The organism is Neisseria sp. GT4A_CT1, from assembly GCF_000227275.1.
Taxonomy (GTDB): Bacteria; Pseudomonadota; Gammaproteobacteria; order Burkholderiales; family Neisseriaceae; genus Neisseria.
Genome location: NZ_JH164964.1, coordinates 164959 through 169386, shown reverse-complemented (window position 1 = coordinate 169386; position 4428 = coordinate 164959). Strand labels below are relative to the sequence as shown.

Sequence of the window (4428 nt, the reverse complement as noted above, 5' to 3'; positions counted from 1 at the left end):
CCAACATTTCCTTCACCGTCGTCTTGCCGCCCGAACCGGTAATGCCGAACACAAACGGGTTCACATTATCGCGCCACGCCTTCGCCAGCGTTTGCAACGCGGCAAGCGTGTCATCGACTTTCAACGCGCCATCCAAAGCAGCGCAATCTTCGCGCGAAACCACAACCGCCGCCGCACCCGCAGCCAATACGTCTTTAACAAAATCATGCGCGTCAAACCGCTCGCCCGCCAAAGCAAAAAACACATCGCCCGCGCGAATGTCGCGGCTGTCGGTTACGATGCGCGAAACGGGTTTGTTTTCAGACGGCATCGGAAGGTTGAGGGTTTGGCAGATGAAATTTAGGTCTAGTGGTTTCATGGTTTCTTTCGTTTGTTTTTTTTCAGACAGTTTTTTGACACTCAGCTACCGATTTTTCCATACTCTTGATAATCGGAGAAACACAATACAATGGTTTTACCGTTTTTACGGTAAGGATGGCAGAGGCTGTAATGACCGTCTTCCGCTTCATAGCGCATTTCCTGAGTTTGTCCGGCAAATACTTTTTGCAGGTATTCGCGCTCCTTCAAATTCGGAGAATAGACATAGTCCATTTTCTTGACCATCACTTTCTCACCATTTCGATCCATGACAAAATTATCATTACCTTCTACATTTTGATTGGCAGCAGGTACAGCTTCATTTTGACTGGCGGCAGGTACAGCTTCGCCACCCACGTTAAGGCGGGAATCGGCTGAAAAAGCCAGATAAACCGGTTTGTTGTCGATCTTATCCTGCACGATAATCATGGCAGATTTGAACGACAAATCATCTTTAGCCATCAAATCAAGGATTTCTGACGATTTTTTAATATACGCCAAATCGAAACGGTAATCGGCCAATGCATCTAGTTGAGCAGGATTGTCTTTGACGATGCGCTCCGACGATTGGGTTAAGATGTCGCGTTTTTGCCGAATAGTCAGGTAATTGCCGCCGAACAGCAACGCAGCCAAAATAGGAAATACCGCCAACAGCAGATATACGGTTTTCCTGCCGCCACGGACTTCTTCTTCCTGCCCGCGCTCGGCAATACGGGTCAGATTCAACATGATGTTCAGCATCAACGTACCGCCCATCACAGCCAAAATCCCCAAAATACTCATCAGGAAAATTTCTGTAATGTGTTCACGGAACACCTTGAGTCCGAAGACTTGGATCAATATCAACGCGAACACCCAGTACACCAGCAGTGTCACTGCTACCATACCGATGATGTTCGTTGCCTTGACCAATTTTTTTGCGTTCATCTCTTCACTCTTTTTTCAGACGACCTATTTGTCCTGATTAATCAATGGATACGGATTAATCGCACCGCTTGGCAGATACACGCCGTAATGCAAATGGGCCGGCGTGGTTTTGGCGTTGCCGGTTTTACCGACATAGCCGATGACCTGTCCTTCTTTCACGCGTTCATACAGGCGGACGCTGGCGAATTTGTTGAGGTGGGCATAGTAGTGCCATGCGCCCGGTCCTTGGATGCCGATGACTTTGCCACCCAATCGGTTGCGCCCGATTTTGGTTACAATACCGGGCGTCGTACTGCGTATCGGCGTGTTTTTCTTAGCGAAAATATCCACGCCTTCATGTCTGCGCCCCTGACTGCGCGCCGCGCCCCAAGTGTCGTCAAAACGCTTGCCTTTAACAGGATTGGGCAGGCTTTGCGCCGCCGGCGGTTCTTTCGCCCTCAGTTCGGCAATTTCGGCGTTCGGACGCGGCAGTTGTTTGGTGGTACAGCCTGCAAATAAAATCATGGCTGCACTGATTAAAAGGGTTTTTGTCGGCATTTTCAGCATCAAATCGGTCTCCTCGTTTTTCAGACGACCTTTGAAATTTGAAATCAGGGTCGTCCGAAACAACTGTGATGGGTTTAATGGCTGACGTGCCGTAATGCGTGGGTTGTGTTGCTTTTATTTTGTGGGGGATAAACGTTTTCAGACGACCTTAAGGCTGCCGGGCCGTCTGAAAATTGATTACATTGTTGTCAAATTTATAGTGGAATCGATAAGTCGAATACGCAGTACAGCAAAACCTCTCTACCCTACGGTGACTCCACTCTGTCTGTATACACTCAAAAATTACTCTTCAATATCGACATATCCCAAATCGATCAGTGCCTGCTCCACATTTCCCACTGCCTCATCATCATCTTTTACCATCAGTAGGAAGGCATTTTCGGTATAACCAATGTCTATTAGCCGAAGCCCATGGGGCTTAAGTAATGCATCGTAAGCCTCTAAGACATAGTTACTATCATTGAACATTGCAAACATTTCCATCTCTTCACTCTCAAAAAGATCTTCCAATTCACCTTGATCATCTGGCACGGGAATACCTTCGTGAGCGCAAAATTCTACTAATGTACGTTTGCATACTTCGTCATCAATTCCTGTCGCATCTATTTCAATGCCTAGCTTTTGTATAGGATAAAACTTCCCTAATTTTAAATGCTGTTCTTTCCACTCCATATACTCCATAAATTGATGATCAGCATAATGCCATTCACCTGATTCGTGATACCAACCTAAATGCCTAAATAACCAATGACATACCAAATCCTCATTTTCAGCCGGAGGAGCTTTGGGTAAATCTTCACGGGTTAAATAAGGGACGGCCGCAAGCAAGGCATTGAATAAAGGAGTATAACGTTGCATATTTTTGCCTATTAAAAGTGAGATGGAGTAATGTGTAATTTCCTATTTGCCAATGGCCTTAAGGAATTATCTGGAAAATATTTTTACCTGAGTTCTGCCAACGCTTTCTCTGCAACTTCAAAATCAGAAAAATGGTGCTTCACGCCTTGTACATCCTGATAGTTTTCATGTCCTTTGCCGGCAATCAGGATGATGTCGCTTGAAGCAGCACGTTCGACTGCGTAACGGATAGCTGCGGCGCGATCGGCTTCGACGCATTCGGGCGCGGGCACGGCAGGCAGGATGTCGTTGATGATGTCTTGCGGATTTTCCAAGCGCGGGTTATCACTGGTTACGACAACTTTATCCGCACCCTGTACGGCTGCTGCGCCCATCAGCGGGCGTTTGCCTCGGTCGCGGTTGCCGCCGCAACCGAATACGCACCACAAAGCCGCACCCTGTGGTTTGATTTCCTGCAAGGTAGCTAGTGCTTTTTCCAATGCATCGGGCGTGTGTGCATAATCGACAACGACTAAGGGCTTGCCGTTGTTCATGATGCAGTCCATGCGGCCTGAGGCGGGACGGATTTTTGCCAACACATCCAATACTTTATCAAGCGGATAACCGTTGGCACAAAGCAAGGCGATGCAGGCGGCGAGGTTTTGCGCGTTGAACCGTCCGAGCAGGCGTGTGCGGCAGCGGCCTTCGCCCCACGGCGTTTGGAATACGGCTTCCATACCGTCTGAAGAGGCGGTGAAATGAACAATGCGGATGTCGGCGTGTTCGCTGAAGCCGTAGCCGTAAACGGCCAAATCAGGACAGTCTCTTTTCAGACGACCTGCGAGTTCTGCACCGTATTCATCATCTACGTTAATGACGGCGTGTTTCAAGCCGTGCCAGTAAAACAGGCGCGACTTGATGGCGCCATAGGCTTCCATCGTGCCGTGGTAGTCGAGGTGGTCTCGGGTGAGGTTGGTGAAGATTGCGCTGCGGAATGGCACGCCGTTGACGCGCGATTGGTCAAGACCGTGGCTGGAGACTTCCATCGCGGCGGCTGTCGCGCCCTGTTGACGGAAGCGGTAGAGCAGGGTTTGGACATCGACGGGGGCTGGGGTGGTATGCGTGGTTTCTTCCAATGCACCCCAAAAGCCGTTGCCGACCGTGCCGATAATGGCGGTTTTTTCGCCCAACAAATCGGCGGCTTGCGCCAGCCATTGTGTGATGGAGGTTTTGCCGTTGGTGCCGGTTACGCCCCAGACTTTGAGGTCGTCTGAAACGTTGCCGTAAACTTGTGCCGCCAACATGCCGGCACGGTGTTTCAAATCTTTGATGCCTTGATTGGGGACTTTCCATTCGGGATTCCACGCAAATTTGCCGTCGTCGTCCCAAAAAACAAAAGCCGCGCCGTTGGCAATGGCAGCGGGGATATAACTGCGGCCGTCTGAATATTCGCCCTGACAGGCAACGAAAATATCACCTTGTTTAATTTGACGGCTGTCTGAATGCAACAAACGCCCTGCTGCGTTTGCACACAGCAGAGGCGGAATGTTGGTTTCAGCTAAAGGGGTTAACTTGCTGAACATAAAATAATCTCGTTGATACTCGGATTAAGACGGTGTTTTGACGGCTGCAACATTAGTCAGAGGCTTGGTGGGGGAAACGCCCAAGATATTCAGGCTGCCGCCCATGACTTGTTTGAAGACCGGACCCGCCACTACGCCGCCGTAGTAACCGTTTGCAGTCGGTTCGTCGATGGTTACC

5 protein-coding genes are annotated in these 4428 nt (G+C 49.4%); all 5 read right to left on the bottom strand.

Annotated features, from left to right (window positions below):
- Positions 1 to 358 (bottom strand): Mur ligase domain-containing protein (locus HMPREF1028_RS00770; RefSeq protein WP_009310920.1); only part of this gene is annotated, 358 nt, incomplete at its 3' end.
- A gap of 41 nt (positions 359 to 399) precedes the next feature.
- Positions 400 to 1284, bottom strand: coding sequence for a hypothetical protein (locus HMPREF1028_RS00765; protein ID WP_009310919.1), 885 nt, complete (start codon positions 1282 to 1284; stop codon positions 400 to 402).
- A gap of 24 nt (positions 1285 to 1308) precedes the next feature.
- Positions 1309 to 1830 carry a M23 family metallopeptidase gene (locus HMPREF1028_RS00760; protein ID WP_009310917.1) on the bottom strand — a complete coding sequence of 174 codons (522 nt, stop codon included), beginning with the start codon at positions 1828 to 1830 and terminating at the stop codon, positions 1309 to 1311.
- Positions 1831 to 2112: 282 nt separating this feature from the next.
- On the bottom strand, positions 2113 to 2688 hold the full coding sequence (locus tag HMPREF1028_RS00755) for a hypothetical protein (RefSeq protein ID WP_009310915.1): 576 nt from the start codon (positions 2686 to 2688) through the stop codon (positions 2113 to 2115).
- 83 nt (positions 2689 to 2771) lie between these two features.
- Positions 2772 to 4250, bottom strand: coding sequence for a UDP-N-acetylmuramoyl-L-alanyl-D-glutamate--2,6-diaminopimelate ligase (locus HMPREF1028_RS00750; protein ID WP_009310913.1), 1479 nt, complete (start codon positions 4248 to 4250; stop codon positions 2772 to 2774).
- Between the last annotated feature and the right edge of the window lie 178 nt (positions 4251 to 4428).

What these genes read in the sequence shown, in the direction of transcription:
- HMPREF1028_RS00765 (WP_009310919.1), bottom strand. Translation starts at nt 1,284, where the DNA reads ATGAACGCAAAAAAATTGGTCAAGGCAACGAACATCATCGGTATGGTA.
- HMPREF1028_RS00760 (WP_009310917.1), bottom strand. Translation starts at nt 1,830, where the DNA reads ATGCTGAAAATGCCGACAAAAACCCTTTTAATCAGTGCAGCCATGATT.
- HMPREF1028_RS00755 (WP_009310915.1), bottom strand. Translation starts at nt 2,688, where the DNA reads ATGCAACGTTATACTCCTTTATTCAATGCCTTGCTTGCGGCCGTCCCT.
- HMPREF1028_RS00750 (WP_009310913.1), bottom strand. Translation starts at nt 4,250, where the DNA reads ATGTTCAGCAAGTTAACCCCTTTAGCTGAAACCAACATTCCGCCTCTG.